The sequence below is a fragment of the Streptomyces sp. NBC_00239 genome (genome assembly GCF_036194065.1).
GTDB lineage: Bacteria > Actinomycetota > Actinomycetes > Streptomycetales > Streptomycetaceae > Streptomyces.
In genome coordinates this window covers 422,473-437,986 of the sequence record NZ_CP108095.1, presented here as the reverse complement: position 1 = coordinate 437,986, position 15,514 = coordinate 422,473, and the positions used below count along the sequence as shown (strand labels likewise).

At 71.6% G+C, this 15,514-nt stretch carries 14 protein-coding genes and 1 pseudogene; 10 read left to right on the top strand and 5 right to left on the bottom strand.

Features of this window, described 5'->3' with window-relative positions; translation table 11 throughout:
• The first annotated feature begins 154 nt into the window (after positions 1-154).
• Complete coding sequence (locus tag OG764_RS02095; protein WP_328966631.1) at positions 155-1,768, top strand: FG-GAP repeat protein; 1,614 nt, start codon at positions 155-157, stop codon at positions 1,766-1,768.
• Between the two features lie 69 nt (positions 1,769-1,837).
• Here the strand turns inward: OG764_RS02095 and OG764_RS02090 are convergent, their stop codons facing one another.
• On the bottom strand, positions 1,838-2,773 hold the full coding sequence (locus OG764_RS02090; protein WP_328966630.1) for a LysR family transcriptional regulator: 936 nt from the start codon (positions 2,771-2,773) through the stop codon (positions 1,838-1,840).
• A gap of 115 nt (positions 2,774-2,888) precedes the next feature.
• Between OG764_RS02090 and OG764_RS02085 the strand changes: the two genes are divergently transcribed.
• From OG764_RS02085 to OG764_RS41670, 3 genes and pseudogenes are all read left to right on the top strand, one after another.
• Positions 2,889-3,701, top strand: a complete 813-nt coding sequence (locus tag OG764_RS02085) for an inositol monophosphatase family protein (RefSeq protein WP_328966629.1) — start codon at positions 2,889-2,891, stop codon at positions 3,699-3,701.
• Positions 3,702-3,738: 37 nt separating this feature from the next.
• Positions 3,739-4,383 carry an NADPH-dependent F420 reductase gene (locus OG764_RS02080; protein WP_443055841.1) on the top strand — a complete coding sequence of 215 codons (645 nt, stop codon included), beginning with the start codon at positions 3,739-3,741 and terminating at the stop codon, positions 4,381-4,383.
• Positions 4,384-4,479: 96 nt separating this feature from the next.
• Positions 4,480-4,776: pseudogene (locus OG764_RS41670) on the top strand (hypothetical protein); the annotation flags it as partial.
• Here the strand turns inward: OG764_RS41670 and OG764_RS02070 are convergent.
• The gene (locus OG764_RS02070; RefSeq protein WP_328966628.1) at positions 4,694-5,887 is read right to left on the bottom strand and encodes a hypothetical protein; all 1,194 of its coding nucleotides are present in this window, start codon (positions 5,885-5,887) and stop codon (positions 4,694-4,696) included. The pseudogene OG764_RS41670 and the gene OG764_RS02070 sit on opposite strands and share 83 nt — an antisense overlap.
• 249 nt (positions 5,888-6,136) lie before the next feature.
• Between OG764_RS02070 and OG764_RS02065 the strand changes: the two genes are divergently transcribed.
• The 3 genes from OG764_RS02065 to OG764_RS02055 all read left to right on the top strand — a co-directional run bounded on the left by OG764_RS02065 (position 6,137) and on the right by OG764_RS02055 (position 9,470).
• The gene (locus tag OG764_RS02065) at positions 6,137-6,280 is read left to right on the top strand and encodes a hypothetical protein (RefSeq protein ID WP_328966627.1); all 144 of its coding nucleotides are present in this window, start codon (positions 6,137-6,139) and stop codon (positions 6,278-6,280) included.
• Positions 6,281-6,354: 74 nt separating this feature from the next.
• Positions 6,355-6,477, top strand: coding sequence for a hypothetical protein (locus OG764_RS02060; RefSeq protein ID WP_328966626.1), 123 nt, complete (start codon positions 6,355-6,357; stop codon positions 6,475-6,477).
• 185 nt (positions 6,478-6,662) lie between these two features.
• Positions 6,663-9,470: an AfsR/SARP family transcriptional regulator gene (locus tag OG764_RS02055; RefSeq protein WP_328966625.1), complete on the top strand. Its 2,808-nt coding sequence runs from the start codon at positions 6,663-6,665 to the stop codon at positions 9,468-9,470.
• Positions 9,471-9,562: 92 nt separating this feature from the next.
• Here the strand turns inward: OG764_RS02055 and OG764_RS02050 are convergent, their stop codons facing one another.
• Together OG764_RS02050 and OG764_RS02045 are read right to left on the bottom strand one after the other, a co-directional pair.
• Positions 9,563-10,159: a peptidase inhibitor family I36 protein gene (locus OG764_RS02050; RefSeq protein ID WP_328966624.1), complete on the bottom strand. Its 597-nt coding sequence runs from the start codon at positions 10,157-10,159 to the stop codon at positions 9,563-9,565.
• A gap of 430 nt (positions 10,160-10,589) precedes the next feature.
• On the bottom strand, positions 10,590-11,306 hold the full coding sequence (locus tag OG764_RS02045) for an SDR family oxidoreductase (protein WP_328966623.1): 717 nt from the start codon (positions 11,304-11,306) through the stop codon (positions 10,590-10,592).
• Between the two features lie 141 nt (positions 11,307-11,447).
• On the opposite strand from OG764_RS02045, the gene OG764_RS02040 reads away from it, so the two are divergent.
• A complete protein-coding gene (locus OG764_RS02040) occupies positions 11,448-12,395 on the top strand; it encodes an AraC family transcriptional regulator (RefSeq protein WP_328966622.1) in 948 nt (315 codons plus the stop codon).
• Positions 12,396-12,423: 28 nt separating this feature from the next.
• On the opposite strand, the gene OG764_RS02035 is transcribed toward OG764_RS02040, so the two are convergent.
• A complete protein-coding gene (locus tag OG764_RS02035) occupies positions 12,424-13,353 on the bottom strand; it encodes an NmrA/HSCARG family protein (protein ID WP_328966621.1) in 930 nt (309 codons plus the stop codon).
• Between the two features lie 123 nt (positions 13,354-13,476).
• On the opposite strand from OG764_RS02035, the gene OG764_RS02030 reads away from it, so the two are divergent.
• Both OG764_RS02030 and pyrF read left to right on the top strand, forming a co-directional pair.
• Positions 13,477-14,055 carry a TetR/AcrR family transcriptional regulator gene (locus OG764_RS02030; protein WP_328966620.1) on the top strand — a complete coding sequence of 193 codons (579 nt, stop codon included), beginning with the start codon at positions 13,477-13,479 and terminating at the stop codon, positions 14,053-14,055.
• A gap of 182 nt (positions 14,056-14,237) precedes the next feature.
• Positions 14,238-15,059, top strand: coding sequence for an orotidine-5'-phosphate decarboxylase (gene pyrF, locus OG764_RS02025; protein WP_328966619.1), 822 nt, complete (start codon positions 14,238-14,240; stop codon positions 15,057-15,059).
• The last annotated feature ends 455 nt before the right edge of the window (positions 15,060-15,514 follow it).

The following is a 15,514-nucleotide window of genomic DNA, read 5'->3' as shown; positions in this document are numbered from 1 at the left end:
GCCGGGTACCGAGGGGAGCTGTCGACGCATTTACGTTCTCCGCGGCCCAGCGTGCACCGCCCACAACTCCTCGACGCCTTCCAGGGCTTCGGCGTCGCTGCCGATGCGCGACACCCCGTACCGCGGCACCGCCCCGCTCGGTAGCGTGCGCGTCATGCACATGATGAAGATCAGCAGAGTTCTCGGGGCATCGGCCGTCGCCGCGGTCCTCACGGCCGGGTTAACGGCCGCCCCCTCCCGGGCCGAGACGCCGGTCGCCCCCGTCGCGGCCGCGGCCCCGAAGGCCGTGCGGGGCGATCTGACCGGCGACGGCAAAGCAGACCTCGCCGTCTACGGCGGCTTCTACGGGGGTGGCCAGGAGATCCAGCTCATCCCGGGCGGGGCGGTCGGCACGCTCGGCCGCGGGGCGGCAGCCGTCAACCAGAACGACCCCGGCATCCCGCTCAGGAACGATCCCGCCCGCTTCGAGGAGTTCGGCACGGCCCTCGCGTACGGGGACTTCAACGCCGACGGCCGCACCGACCTCGCCGTCGGCGCCCCCTTCGCCACCGTCGGCGGTGTCGTCTCGGCGGGCGCCGTGACCGTCCTGTACGGCAGGGCGGGCGCCCCGTACTACACGCGGGCGAAGGTCTTCACGCAGAACACCCCCGGGGTCCCCGACCTGGCCGAGGCCTCCGACCGTTTCTCCGACGTACTGGCCGCCGGCGACTTCGACGGCGACGGCTACGCCGACCTCGCCGTCGGCGCCCCGCTCGAAGACGTCGGCAGCAAGGCCGACGCCGGATCCGTGACGGTCCTGCGCGGCGGCGCGAGCGGTCTCACCGCCACCGGCGCGAGGGTCCTCACCCAGGACACCGGGGGCGTACCCGGCACGGCGGGCCTCAGGAGCCGCTTCGGCGAGCGGCTCGCCACCGGCAACCTGGCCGGCACTCCCGCGGACGAGCTGGTCGTCGTCGCCCCGTACGACCCCGCGCCCGCCGGCACGCCCGAGTTCATCTGCACCGGCCCGGGCGGGACGAGTCAGAGGTCCAGGCCCGCGGGCTCGGTGACGGTGCTGCGCGGCGGTACGGGCGGCCCGCTCACGCGCACCGGGGCGCAGTACCTGACCTCCGCGAAGTTGGCCCTCGGGAGCATCACCGGCGGCTTGTCCTACTCCGCCACCACGGCCGTCACGGGCCGGCTGTACGGCGGCACGTACGCGGACCTGGCCGTCTCCGGCAAGTACGCGAACGGCGGGAAGTGCAACGAGGGGGCCGTGGCCGTCGTGCGCGGCGGCAAGAACGGCCTCCCCGCGACGGCGACGACCGTGCTCACCGCCGCCAACGCCGGCCGCCCGCGGGTGGAGGGAACCCTCTTCGGGGCCGACCTGGCGGTCGGCGACGTGGACGGCAGCGGCATCCCCGACCTGCTCGCGATCTCCCGCCGCACCTCTGACGGCGAACACGACACCCCCGGCTACGCGGCGCTCCTGTTCGGTTCCACCCGCGGCCCCGCCACTGCCGGCCGGTTCACCTGGGCGGCCGCGCAGGACACCGACCCCCACCTCACCGGCGGGGCACTGCTGGACGTGGACGGCGACCGCACGGCCGAGCTCGTCCTCACCGCTCCCATCGCAACGACCGAATCGGACCGCGACACGGGCATCCTGTACGTCCTGAAGCTGAAGAAGACGGGCACCTCCGCCGGCATCACCGCCTGGCAGCGCGTGCGGCGCGGATCCCTCGGCACGGCGGGCCACAACGGCCCCGTCGGCCCGATCGCCCACTAGGCGTAATCGTCCCGCGGCGACCCAAGCGGATCCCTGGCCGGCGCCCCCAGCGCCCAGAACGACACTTCATCACCCGTTCGCGAGGGAATGTTGAGAGGCGGTCGGTGGTGTGAACAGTGCCTGGACGGCTTCGGTGGCCAGTTCTCGCAGCCAGGCGTGGGCGCGGTCGTCGTCGTAGCGCTGGTGCCACAGCAGGTAGAGGGGGACGTCGGGCAGCGGGAGTGGCGGCGGCAGTGTGGTCAGGCCGAGTTGTTCCCGGGCCGTTCGGGTGACCGCGTCGGGGAGGGTGACGACCAGGTCGGTGTCGAGGGCGAGTTGGAGGGCGAAGGCGGCGGTGGGCCCGGCGGCGACGACGCGTCGTTCGAGGCCGCGTGTGGACAGGGCGTCATCGATGGGGTCGCGCAGGTTTCCGCGCCGCGAAACGGTGAGGTGTTCGGCGGCTGCGTAACGCTCAACGCTCAGCGGCCCTTCGGTGAGCGGGTGGCCCGGTCGGACGGCGACGATCAGCCGGTCCCTGCCGACGAGGTGGTGGCGGATGTCGGGGAGCGTCGGAGTGCTGGAGCTCGATTCGAGGTCGACCTCGCCCCGGCGCAGCTCGGCGTCGTCCGTCCCGGGTTCGGCGGACAGGCGCAGCCGGACGCCGGGGGCCTGTTGGTGGACGGTCGTGGTCAAGGCGGTCCCGCAGGCTGCGGTCAGGGTGTCGTGCCAGCGCACGGTGAACACCCGGTCGAGAGCTGCCAGGTCGAGTTCCTGCTGCGCGGACAGAAGTCGGTGGGCCTGCTGCACGACGGCGTGAACCTCGGCGCGCATGGCCAGCGCGCGGGTGGTGGGGACCATGCTGCGGCCGGTGCGGACCAGGATCTGATCACCGGTGGCCTTGCGGATGCGGCCCAGGGAGCGGCTCATCGCCGGTGCGGTGACGTGGAGGCGCGCTGCCGCGCCGGCGACGCTGCCCTCTTCCAGCAGGGCGTCCAGGGCGGTGAGCAGGTTCAGATCCAGTTGCATGGCGGTAACTCTACAAGTGACAAGCATGCACTTGTTGTTAATCACCGTGCGGCCTACCTTCGAAGTGCGGGAGCGAGACAACTGCCCCGCTTCGACCCACCCCAGGGAGCCCGCCATGAGCACAGCCATGCCTTTCGACGCCGGTACGACGCTCCTGTCCGACGTGACAGCTGCGGTGAAGACCGCCGGAGTCACGCTGCGCGACCGCCACACCCCGCACGCCCGCGGCGTGAGCCTGGACGAGGTCGTGGGCGAGATCCACGCCAACGACGACGCGGTGCTGGACGTGCTGCGGGAACCGCTGCTGCGGGCCCGGCCGGGGTCGCAGTGGGCCGAGGACGAGCTGGCCGGCGGCGCCCTCCCGTCGGGGGAGTGGTGGGTCGTCGACCCCGCCGAGGGCAACATCAACCACGTCCACGGCATGGACGACTGGGCCGTCACCGCCACCCTGGTCCGCGACAACCAGCCGGTACTCACCGTCGTCCACCTGCCGCTGAACGGCGACACCTACACCGCGGTCGCCGGCGGCGGTGCCCGCCTGAACGACCGGCCCCTGAAGGTGTCCGCCAAGACCGACCTGGGCGCCGCGCTCGTCGGCACCGGCCAGGCCAAGCCCGGCGAGGACGAGCGCACCTTCCGGCGGATCGGTGACTCCGTCACCGCGATGCTCATCAACGGCCTGGTGGTGCGCGTGTCCGTTCCCGCCACGATGCAGCTCATCCACGTCGCCGCCGGACGCATGGACGCGTTCTGGCAGTTCTCCGACGTCCGCTCCGGTCTGGTCGCCGGCGCCCTGCTGGTATCCGAGGCCGGAGGCACCGTCACCGATCTGACGGGCGAACCCTGGAACACCGGAAGCCGCGACTTCCTGGCCGCCGCCCCCGGCATCCACACCACCGCCCTCAAGGTCCTCACACCGATCGCCTGACCGGACTTCCCCCCGATACCCAAAGGAGCAACACCCCATGACCAGCATCGGCATCCTGGGCGCCGGCCGCGTCGGAACCAACCTCGCCGGCAAGCTCTCCGCAGCCGGACACCACGTCACCCTCGGCGGCCGCAGCACCGGAGACACCGCCACCCGCACCGCCGGGCTCGCCCCGCGGATCGCCTTCGCCGACCAGCGCACCACCGCGCGCACCGCGGACATCGTGATCAACGCAACGCCCGGCGACAGCACCCTGGACCGCCTCACCGACCTGCGCACCGAACTCGCCGGCAAGATCCTCATCGACGTCGCCAACGCCACCCGCGACGACGGGGACGGCCTGCCCGGCGACCTGTGCTATCCCGGCAGCAGCCTCGCCGAGAAGCTCCAGGCCGCGCTCCCCGACACCCGTGTGGTCAAGACCCTCAACACCATGCTCTTCATGGTCATGACCGCCCCCGACACCCTGGCCGTCCCACCGACCGCCTACCTCTCGGGCGACGACGAAGACGCGAAGAGGACCGTCACCGGCCTGCTCGGCGACCTGGGCTGGCAGCCCGAACGGATCGAGGACCTCGGCGACATCACCACCGCCCGCGCCACCGAGGCCATGATCCTGGTCGTGCCCCACATCCTGCGCCGGCACGGCTTCAAGCCCTTCGCCGTCTCCCTCGCCCGCTGAACCCCCCAATACCCGGTGGCAGCGGCCCGTCAGTGGTCGGGACAGCTGAAGTAGCCCACGATCCAGGCCCTGACCAGCAGCCGGTCCCTGTTACCGGGCACGACCCAGGGCTTCCTCCGCGCCCTCGGAGAGGCCCGCCTCATCACCCCGCTCCGCTCCGACGGCGGCCACCGGCGCTACTCTGGGCGGCAGCGTTCGACACCGGTCGCCGTCTGCGGTTTCGACGCCACTCGTGTCGGGCGACGACTGCGGCCGACCGGCTCCCCCTCGGGACGGCCGGAGAGTGATCGGTCCGTTCGCCCGCTACGTCTCACTCGCCGTGCGGACGCTGCTGGACCTCGGTGTCCGGCGCTTGGGGGTTCGGGCCCCGGAAGCGGGCGAGCGTCTTCGTGAGGGTCTTCCACGGTGAGGGGTCCGCCTTGGCCGACGTCGGCGATGCCGCCCGGGGGGCGCCGTCGCCGCCGGTCGCCTCGGCGAGGGCGTCGAGCGCCGACTCGGCGGCTTCCCGGTACAGGTCGCAGGATGCTGTCATGGCTTCGAGGGCCTTGGCGTACCTGGTGACCATGGCCCGTGCGTGGACCAGTTCCTCGGCGGGGGTGAGCAGGTGCCAGCCTTGGCGCAGCCGTGTCAGGATCTGTTCGGCGTCGTCCGGCATCGGCTGGGGCAGTGAGGCGAACTCCTTGATCTTGTCCAGGAGTTCGGTGGGTTCCGTGCCGTCCAGGAAGACATTGCGTATCGTGAAGTGCTCCGCGTCGTAATCGAGGGCCTGCGGTGTCGGGGGCAGGATGACGGCGCCGCCGCGCGGCATCCCCACACCCAGCTCACGCTTCATCACGAAGTCGGCGATCCGCGCCTGCTCCGGTGTGGCTCGGTGTTCGACCACCCGGTGCCGCAGGCTCGGTGGCAGGAACGCCGTGATCGGCCGGCGTCCCAGGGCGTCCGGCGTCATCGCCTCGTGCACCACGACATGGATGAACCAGCTCTGTCGGGTGCAGGCCCGCAGCAGGCGGCGCAACTCGTCGTCGTCCTTCGGCAGGTGGTTCGTCGTCCGCAGGCGCACGCCCGGCACCGTCTCGTGGTCCCACGCGACCTGCTCGCTGTCGGGCCAGAACACGGTGGCTGGTGAGGGCCAGCCCGCCTCCCACGCCCGCTCGGCCTCGGCGGCGAGGACCCAGGTGACACCCTCGCTCTTCATGCGGCGGGACTCGGGCTCGTACGTGGTCAGTTGTGCGCGCACCGTGACGCCGTCGGCCACGCACCAGCGGGCTTCGAAGAGGCGGCGGGCGGACGGGCCGGGGTCGGCGGACTCGTCCCGGGGGTACAGGTCGGTGGAGCGCGCCGCCTCGACGGGGTCGAGGTCCAGGAAGTCGTCGATCACCCGGGCCGCCTTGAGGGCGAGCAGGTTGCGCCGGACGTCCCGCTCGGGCTCGGGCCCGAGGTGACGCCCGCGCCCGAGCCAGGCGGTGTCGGGGACGGTGGTCGATGAAGTGCTGTTCTTGGCCATGGAACCGTTCAGTGGGCGATCAGGGCCCGACCAGTATGGTCCGCGGCCCGGGCGAGGGAAGCGGTACTCGGTCCGCGCCGTCGTGGATCGAATGCCGGGTCGACGCGTAAGCCTATCGACCAACAGGCTGCACGGGACACCGTCGAGTCGACGGTGACGCTCCGGCGCTTCCGGAAGGCGGCCGGAAAAGGGATGAGCCCGTAGCCGGCGTGTCCGTTGATCGGTTGTTGATCAACCGTCTATCGGCGGATGACCTACTACGAGTCGGTTTCCGGTTCACGAGTGGGCTTCGAACAGCAGGGGCGAGAGAAGCAGTACCCGGCGCTACGTGGCATCCACGCCGACGTCCTGCTGTTCCCGATGTCGGCTGAGCACCTGCGCCACCCCTCGTGAACCCGCCGGGGACCAGCCGCGTTCCCGCGGCGACCACCGAGCGCACGCACGCGCGATCACAACAGGAGGACAGCATGGACGGAGCCCGTCCGGGAGACCGTATCGCGCCGATCGATGAGCACGACATCGGCATCGACGCCGTGGACACACCGAGTCAGCCGGACGAGTCGGACGACCCGCAGGAGCTCGAGGCATAGCCCTCGTCTCGTCCGCAGCGCGCTCCCGTCGAAGACCGCCGCCTTCGACGGGAGCAACACCTGCGCCCACGTCCCCTTGACGCATCACGCGGACGGAGGAAACCACCGATGTCGATGAACGGTTCGGCGCCGGCCGGGCGGAACGAGCGACGGCGTGTTCCGGGGCGGGCCAGGGGAGGGTGGTCATGCAAGGGTTGACGGAGGCACAGGAACGATCGCGGCCCCTCGCGGTGCGGCTCCTCGGACCGGTGGGTGCCCGGCTGGGCGACGAGCGGATCGCGCTCGGACCGCCGCTGCAACAGGCGGTGTTCGCGATGTTGGTGCTGCGGCGTGGCCACGTCGTCGGGGTCGGGCAGCTGGTGGAGGGGGTGTGGGGACCGGCTGCCGCACCACGTAGTGCGTCCTCGGCGGTCCGCACGTACGTCTCGCAGTTGCGCGCGGCCCTGGAGCCGGACCGGCCGGTGCGGTCGGGAAGCCGGCTGATCGTCACCGCGGAAGGCGGCTATCGGTTCCCGACGCGGGCGGTTGTCGTGGACGCCGAGGTGTTCGCGCGCGAGACCGCGGACCGGGGCGGGACGGCCGAGGCCGTGTACGAGCGGCTGACGCGTGCGGTCGGGCGCTGGCAGGGCGTCCCCCTGGCCGGGGTTCCGGGGCCCTGGGCGGAGCGCCGCCGCGAACAGCTGACCGAGTCCCTCGCGGCGGCACGCGAAGACCTGTACGCCACGGCCGTCGAGCTGGGGCGATACGGGGAGGTGGTCACCGAACTGCGCTCGATGGTCAGGGAGTTCCCACTGCGGGAGCGCTCGCACGGGCTGCTGATGCTGGCTCTGCAGCGCACCGGGCGCCAAGTGGAGGCGGCCCGGGTGTTCGACGAGGCGTGCGAGGTGCTGGCGCGGGAACTGGGGACGCATCCGTCGGCGGAGCTCAGGGACCTGCATCGTGGGCTGCGTACGGGACGGAGCGTGCATTCCCTCGCGTGGCCCGGCGGCACCGGCGTCCGTCCGTTGCCCCCGTCCCGCCCGGCCGCCACGGACGATCGCCGGTCGGGAGCACCCGATGGGGGCGGCTCAGCAGCCCCGTACCTGTCCGCGCACCGATCGGCCGGTGCCATGGGCCACCAGCGGCAGCCGTCCACGGGGGCGGACCGGCGGCCCGGAGCTCCTGCGGCCGCAGGCACCGCGCAGGACGGCACGAGGAGGACCGCGTCGCCGCTCCCCTCCGACATCGGGTACTTCACCGGGCGCAACCGACTCATCGGCGAAATAAGGGACCACCTCCTCCGGGCCCGTCCCGGGCACAGCCCGGCGATGGCCATCGCGACCGTCACCGGCATCGGAGGCGTCGGCAAGACCGCGCTCGCCGTGCACGTGGCACACGGCCTGCGTGCGGCCTTCCCCGACGGGCAGTTGTACGTCGGTCTGCGTGCCGGCGCCACTCCCGCGGACCCGGCCGGTGTGCTCGCCGATCTCCTCTCCGTGCTCGGCACCCCGCCCGACCGGCTGCCGCTGGACGTGGAAGAGCGGGCCGCGTTGCTGCGCACCCTGCTCGCCGACCGGCGGGTGCTGCTGGTCCTGGACGACGCCCGGGACGCCGCCCAGGTGCGCCCCCTCCTGCCCGGAACGGCCGGCTCTGCGGTGCTCGTCACCACCCGGGCTCCTCATATCGCGGTCCCCGGCGCCCGTTCCTTTGCCGTGGACGTCTTCGCCGAGGCCGAGGCGGTGACGCTGCTCGGCGCCCTCGCGGGCTCCGCACGAGTGGCCGCCGAGCCCGAAGCCGCACGGGCCTTGGCCGCCTCCTGCGGCCGTCTGCCGCTCGCCGTGCGCATCGTCGGGGCCCGCCTCGCCGCCCTGCCGGGCCACAGCCTGCGCGCCTTCGGAGCGCGGCTGACCGACACCCGCACGCTGCTCGGCGAGCTGAGCCACGGCGGCCACGCGGTGGAGTCCGCCTTCCAACTCGGCTACCGGGCCCTGATGCCCGATCAGGCCAGGGCGTTTCGTCTCCTGTCTCTCCTCGACGCTCCCGACGTGCCGCTGCCCGTCGCCGCCGCTCTGCTCGGCGTCGAGGAGGACGTGGCCGAGGGCCTCGCGGAGGGCCTGGTCGACGCCGGAATGCTGGAGTCCCCCGCTCCGGGCCGCTATCGCCTGCACGACCTGCTCCGGCTCTACGGCCGACGCCGTGCCGAATCCGCCGAACGCGCCGAGGACCGGGCGGCGGCGCTGCGCCGGGTCCTGGCCCTCCTCTACGGCAGCGCGGTGCGTGTGGCGAGGACGGCTCTGCCCGACGACGTCCCCTCGCCCCCCTGGCTCCACGCAGCGGGCCATCCGGGCATCGCCTTCGAAGGTACCGAGCAGGCCCGTGCCTGGTTCCGCGCGGAGCACGCCGTGCTGACCTCCGCCGTGGAGCAATCGCTGGCGTCGGTCCCCGACGCCCTGCGCTCGGCCGTGGAACTGCTGACGCTGATCGCGGTCTGCAGCCTGTTTCCGAGCCGTGGTCACTACGAGGACGCCTGTCGGCTCGCCGGATCGGCCGCTCGGCGGGCGGCGGAGGCCGGCGAACTCGAGTACCGGGCCCGAGCGCTGCACACGCGGGCCTGGCTTTCGTGTCTGGTGGGCGAGTACGCGGCGGCGGAGACGGACCTGCGCGAGGCGCTCGACTGGGCGGAGGCGACGGGCAGTGCCCGGCGCCTTCACATGTCGGGGGTGCTGCTGGCGCTCGTCCTGCGCGCCACCGGACGCGTCGGGGAGTCGGAGGCTGCCATGGCCAGGGCCGAGCGTTTCGCGGGCGATCCGGACGACCCGGCGAGCCCTGCCGGCTTCGCCCGGTTCGTAGCGCGCCTGCACGTCGCCGTGGGCGCGGACCAGCCGCCCTCCGGGCTGCCCTTGATGACACCACTGATGCGCCGAGTGGACGCCCACGGGACCTCGCTGGTCAAAGCACCGGGAGTGGTCCGCCTGGGGGCCGCACTGAGCGGGCTGGCCGCGTCGGACGACTGAGTCTGGGCAAACGTTTCGGCCCGGCGGATCAGAGCCGGTTCCGCCTCTGATCCGCCGGGCAGGTCCGCAGGACCGGCTCCCGCCCTACTCTGCTACGTCAGCTGCACCGAGCTGGCCCGGTCGTTCATCGCGTCGCCGACGTACGGCGTGGCATTCGTGTACAGCTGGTTCGTGCCGTTGTAGTAGATGTCCGAGTACAGCGCGACCCAGCAGTTGTTCGCGGGGAGGACGGAGCTGATCGCGTCGTTCCAGCCGCTGAGGTCGGTGTAGCCCCAGTCCCACGTCCCGTTGTCCTTGCACCTTTCGGGGATCTCCATCGTCCAGGACGCACCACCGTAGTTCCAGTCCCAGTAGAAGACGGCGCCGACGACGCCGCCGTCGGCGCTCGCCGCGACGCGTGCGCCGGCGGGGGCGTTGAGCTCGGCCACGAACGCCTTGTCCCTGGCGGCCTTCCCCGGCACCGCGGGGGCGTCGGTGACCCGGCCGTCGGTCGCGTCGGCGATCGCCTCACGGAAGGTGTCGTAACACGTGGTCGTGTGCGTGCTGACGTGGGCGACGCAGTGGGCGCCGGCCTTGGGCCCACGGGGCGTGGTCGGGGAGGCGGAGGCCGAGGCGGCGGTGCTCGCGATCGCCAGTCCCGCGGAGGCGATCACGATCGCCGCGCGTCGTACGTTTCGTGCTGAGGACAAAGGAATCTCCCGAGAACGGTCAACTGTCTGTTCCGGCTGTGCTGCCTGATGGCAGAGATCAGTGCACGTGCGCTCCGTCCACGATCCGTAAACGATGAATGAACGGCGCAGCGTGACGTTCTGCTCACGCAGCGGACGGGCATGTCCAACGCCCGGAAGCCCACCAGCGCTTCCGCCTGATCACGGACGGGGGCCATTTCCACGAAACCGGGGGTGTAAAGGGCTCAGCCGGATGCTGGGCCCCGCCTACGAGATCCGGTGATTGTCACCCGGCCGGCGGTCGACGGGGCCCGCCGCCGCCCGCGTCGACCTTGATGCCCCGAGTCCGACGACGTACCCGACGAGGTGCTCGATGAACTCTCCCGGCACCTGAACACCGCGCGGCCTGGCCACCCGCTCGAGACCGAGGGATTCCCGGCGCCCGTGCATGTCACACCAGTGCCGCGCCGCCGTCAATGGCGAGCGTGGTGCCGGTGACATAGGCGTTGGCCAAGACGAAGAGATAGGCCGCCGCGGCTTCCTCGGCAGTGCCGACACGCCGCGTGAGCAGCTCGGAACCGGCGTCCTGGAGGAAAGCCTCCGGGTCCGGGACGCTGCCGTCCCACAGCTCGGTACGGATCACACCGGGCTGGATCACGTTGACGCGCAGCGGGGCGAGTTCGACGGCGAGTGCCCGGGACAGGGCCTCGATGCCGCCGGTGATACCAGCCGTGAGCGCGGTTCCGGCCAGGGGGCGGACCGCGAGGACGCCGGAGCTGAAAGTGATCGAGCCGCCGTCCCGCAGTCGCGGGGCAGCGTACTTGGCGGAGAGGAACGCGCCCCAGAACCGGCGCTCGAAGACGGCCCTGGCCTCCTGCGGAGTGGTGTCGACCAGCGGCTTGATCAGCAGGGATTCGCCCGCGGTGTAGACGAGGTGGTCGAACTCCCCGACCTGCTCGAAGAACGCGGCGATGGCGTTTTCGTCGGCGACGTCCAGGCGGCGGCCTTCGGCCGGCTCGCCCAACCGCCTCGTCGCGGCGTCCACGCGGTCCTGATTGCTGGAGGCGACCACGACGTCCGCGCCGGCCGCCGCGGCCTGTCGGGCCACCGCGAAGCCGATGCCGGAGGTTCCACCGATGATCACGATCTTCTTGCCAACCAGAGACATGGGATCCGTTCCTTCGTCGATGCAGTGCGGGTTTCGCCCCCGCTAAGGCAAGAACGTACGCCTCCGCATCGAGACGTTGAATGACTCGAAGTCTCGATTCCCTGTCATATCGTCTCGCCGTACAGGCGCTAGAGTGGCGCTGTGGACATCCTGAGCGACACCCTCGAAGTCCTGCGTACGGGCCGCCCGATGGTGACTCGCACCGACGCGCACGCCCCGTGGGCCCTGAAGTTCCAACCCATCTCAGGAGCCGGATTCCACGTGGTGGTGGAAGGGCACTGCCACCTGCTGCCACCGAACGGGCAACCGCTCGCCCTCGGACCCGGCGACATCGTGTTCCTGCAGCGCGGCAGCGGACACATCCTGTGCGACGTGCCGGACCGCGAGCCGGTGGACTTCGTACCGGACCGCGTGGACCGCTCCTCGCCGATCGGCCAGGTCACCGTGGACGGGCCAGGGCCGCACACGGTGCTGGTGTGCGGCGCGTACGCGATCGACGTCGATCGCCCGCATCCGCTGTTCAGCGATCTACCGGAGGTCATCCACCTCCCCGCGGTTCCCGGCCGCCACCCGGCGCTGCGCTCGGCGGTCGATCAGCTGTGCGCCGAGTTCCACGCGCCGCAGCCGGGCTCGGACGCGGTCGTCACGGCGCTCATCGATCTGCTGCTGCTGTACATCCTCCGGTCGTGGTACGCCGAACTACCGAGGGAGCGGACCCGGGGCTGGGCGGCCGCGCTGACCGACCCGGTAATCGCCCCGGTCCTGAAGGCGATCCACGACGATCCCGGCCACCCCTGGACCGTGGAGTCTCTGGGCACCCGCGCCGGGCTGTCCCGCGCGGCGTTCGCCCGCCGCTTCGCCTCGGTGGTCGGCGAGCCGCCGTTGACCTACCTGACCAACTGGCGGATGGCCACCGCGGCGCGGTTGCTGCACCGATCGCCGACCCCGCTGAGCACCATCGCGCAGCACACGGGGTACACGTCGGAGTTCGCCTTCGCCAAAGCCTTCAAGCGACACTTCGGGTCGCCGCCGGGGGCCTACCGCAAGCAGGTCAAGACGGCAGGCGACGCACCGGGCGGATACGACTGACGGCGCCCGAGGCCGTGAGTGCGGACGCTCATGTGTCCTGCCCGGCGGTGCGCGCGGAGTCGAGGAACGCGGCGATCTGGGACGCGCCCGTGCGCTCCAGCCAGGTGCGAAGGTCCATAGTGCCGGGGTGGATCTTCCGGGTGCCGGGGATGTCGGCGCGGTAGCCGCGGACGTTGAGCCATTCGTTGGAGTAGGCGAAGTCCTCGCTCAGGGCCCGGATCGCATCGATCGGGACCTGGTCGTACGGCAACGGTATGCCGAGCGCCTCTCCGATGGCCGCGGCGATCTGAACCGGCGTGAGTTCGTCCCCGGCCAGGGAGACGGCGCGGCCGATCCACTCCTCGGGATGGGAGAACGCCAGTGCGGTGACGGCGCCGACGTCGTCGACGGCCATGATCTGCTGAGCTACGGTCGGCGCGAGGCCGGTGGAGAGGGTCCCGTTCCGCAGCGCGTATCCGCCGGTGAAGTTTTCCATGAAGGACACCGGCCGCAGGATCGTCGCGGGCAGGCCGAGGGCGGCGATGTGCTGCTCGATCCGCCACTTGCTGACCAGGTTCACCGGAAGTGTCTCCTCGAGGTGCCGGTCCGCTGCGGCGACCGAGGTGAACACGAAGTGCCCGATGCCGGCGGCGTGCGCGGCCTCGGCGACGTTCGCGCCCCAGCGCACCTCGTCCTCGGCGGTGAAGTCCGGCGCGGTGCCGGGTGAGCCGACGGTGGGCTGGACACTGAAAAGGCCCCAGGCACCCTCGGCCGCGGCGGTCAGGGAATCGACTTCCTCCATCCGCGCCCGCACCACCTGTGCGCCCGCCTTCGCCAGCGCGGTGGCCTGGAGCCCGTCCGGGTCGCGCGTCAGGGCGCGCACGTGCCAGCCGTCGCGGAGCAGGTGACGGGTTACGGCCCTGCCCTGCAGGCCGGTCGCACCCGCCACCACGACGGTCTTCTGCCGCGTCAGGTTCACGTTCTTCCTTCTCCATTGTGTCCGTGCGGAAGGCGAGCCACACCACTAAGTGGGGTGGCCCTCCATTTCTCGTTCGCTACAATATGGAGGGCCGCCCCACTTATCAAGCCGTCAGGAGTACACGTGCCGAAGGACAGCGACGTCCCGTCCCGCCGGCCGATGCGGGCCGATGCCCGCCGCAACGTCGAGAAGATCGTGGCCGCCGCCGGTGCCCTGATCGCCGAGCACGGCGCCGACGCCTCCCTGGAGGAGGTCGCTCGCCGGGCGGGGGTCGGTTCAGCCACCCTGCACCGCCACTTCCCCTCCCGGCAGGTACTCCTGGAGGCGGTCTTCAAGGACCGGGTCGAGGTTCTCTGCGCGAAGGCGGGGGATTTGCTCACTGAATCGGACCCCGGCCAGGCACTGTCCACCTGGCTTCACGCCGTCGGCGCGCACGCCGCAGCCCACCGGGGCCTGGGGGCGTCGCTGATGCAGGACGGAGATCCTGCACTGGGCGAGAGCTGCCACGACATGATCACCACCGCCGGAGACGCCCTCCTTTCGCGCGCTCAAGCGGCGGACCTCGTGCGCCCCGGCATCACGATCACCCAGCTGCTGAAGCTCGTCGGCGCGATCGCACTGGCCACCGAGCACGACGTCGACGGCCGTGCCGAGGCCGACCTCCTGCTGACGATCGCCATCGACGGCGTACGCACACGCTGACCCAGGCACTCACGACGACCGCTCGCGAGCAGCGGGGCGAGTGGTCCGGCAACCGCGGGATGCGGGGCGAACGTTGCGACCGCATGGATGCCCCGGGCCCGACGGCCAGGGCTGCCGATGAGGACGTCGGCCGCGACGCAGGCCGCTGACGCCTCCAATGCCGCGTGGGGGACAATGACGCCGTGGACTCGACCAGCCGGATCATCGTTGCCTTGGATTTCGACAACCGCCGAGAGGCTGTCGAAGTCGTCGACCGGCTTGGTGAGGAGTGTCGTTTCTACAAGGTCGGGATGGAGCTGCTCACGGCGGCCGGGCCGGACCTGATCGAGCACCTCGTAGCCAAGGGCAAGGAGGTCTTCCTGGACCTGAAGCTCTTCGAGATCCCGAACTCTGTGGCCGGCGCGGTCCGCGCCGCCGGCGCTCTGGGCGTCTCCATGGTGACCGTCCACAGTATGGGCGGCACCGGCATCATGTCCGCCGCCGTCGCCGCGGCCCGCGACTTCCCGCGCCTTCGCGTGCTGGCTCTGACCGTCGTCACCAGCATGACGAACTCCGACCTCACTGACATCGGCGTCACCGGCTCAACCTCCACCGAGGAGCAGGTGCTGCGGCTGGCCCGGCTGGCGGAAGCCGCCGGCTGCCACGGCGTGATCGCATCGCCGCAGGAAGCCGGGCCCCTGCGCAGTGCGCTGGGAGCCGGCACTTTGATCGTCACTCCGGGAGTCACGCTTCCCGGTGGAACCCCGGGTGACCACGCCCGGCCCGGCACACCGGGCGCTGCGGTTGCCGCCGGTGCGTCACATGTCGTCGTGGGCCGGGCGGTCACCCGTGCCGCAGACCCGACGGCCGCCTTCCGGCTCGTCCGCGCCAACCTGGACCTTGACGTGGAGCGAGACGTGGAACGATCACCGGAGTGGATTGGTCAGGCCACTGCTGCCACGCGTGTGGCGTCGTCGCCTACGAGATCCTCTGCTGCCTCCCCGGCCGCGGCGTCGAGACCCTGATCACCTGGGCTCCCCGCTCGCCTTGCGCAGCGTGCGCGACGGACTGCGCCCGGAGGCCCGCTCTCGCGCTCCCCGGCTGCCACCCGGCGTCACCAGCTGGGTGAACGTGGACGACCCGCACGATGCCGTGGCGTGTGCGGGGCCTGCGGCCTCACTGGACGGATGCCGTGGACCGCACGGTGGCCAACGGTGACGATCCGCACGAGATCCGTGCCTGCCTCGGCGAACGGGAGACCGGTGAGGCAGCAGGCGGAGTCGTCCCCGCCGGCCGTCCCACCGGTGCCGGTCTCCTGGCCCGGCGTGCGGAAGATTCCGGCCGGATCGGAGGAGCATCTATCGCAACGAGGCGTGCGCCGCGCGCTACGCCGCCGACAGCAGACGGCGCGGCAGCCGGACGCGAGGAGGAAGACTGTGATCGTCGACTGCGCACACTATCGAGACGGGCGCCGACAGCA